Origin of the sequence: Streptomyces milbemycinicus, from assembly GCF_002154605.1 — a bacterium.
Classification (GTDB): Bacteria; Actinomycetota; Actinomycetes; order Streptomycetales; family Streptomycetaceae; genus Streptomyces; species Streptomyces milbemycinicus.
The window spans coordinates 1-535 of sequence record NZ_MUNE01001188.1 but is presented as its reverse complement, the minus strand read 5'-3'; the positions used below and the strand labels follow the sequence as shown (position 1 = coordinate 535).

General features: G+C 68.2%; 1 protein-coding gene. It reads right to left on the bottom strand.

Going from position 1 to position 535, the window contains the following annotated elements; translation table 11 throughout:
* Nucleotides 1-350 (bottom strand): helix-turn-helix domain-containing protein (locus tag CCN51_RS51985; protein WP_143676248.1); only part of this gene is annotated, 350 nt, incomplete at its 3' end.
* Nucleotides 351-535: the final 185 nt, after the last annotated feature.

Here is a 535-nt window from a genome sequence, read left to right as displayed (position 1 = left end):
CGGATCTCCCGGCTGACGGTGGAGGGGCTGCGGCCCAGTTCGGCGGCGATCGCGCGGACTGTCGCCTTCTCCAGGAGCCGGTCGGCGATGTAGATCCGGTCGGCTTGGCGCAGGTACCGGGACGCTCGAGAAGGCGGCACCACCGGTCTGGCCGGTGGTGCCGCCTTCTGCCGACCGGAGGGGTTCCGGCCGTTACGCCATCGCTTTCCCGTGCGGAGGTTGATGCCGACGGCCCTGGCCGCCTCCGCGTAACTCATGCCTTGCTGCACGAGCCGGAAGTATTCCTCCCGCTCACGGGTCAGCTTCCTGCGGCCCTGGGCCACCGTCCGGGTCTTGCGGATCTCGAACATCGCACCCCTCGAGCTGGGGTGTTGCGACGATCGCTAGAACTCAAGCAACAGCAGGGAGAGGGCCTCTTCGCGTAGCTGTAGCTACGGGTTGATCTTAGCTGGTGGTGGTGTCCGCCTTACGACGGCGCATCCACCACGTCAGCGCTCCGCCTGCCGCGACGGCGGCGGCGGCGATGGCGCTGATC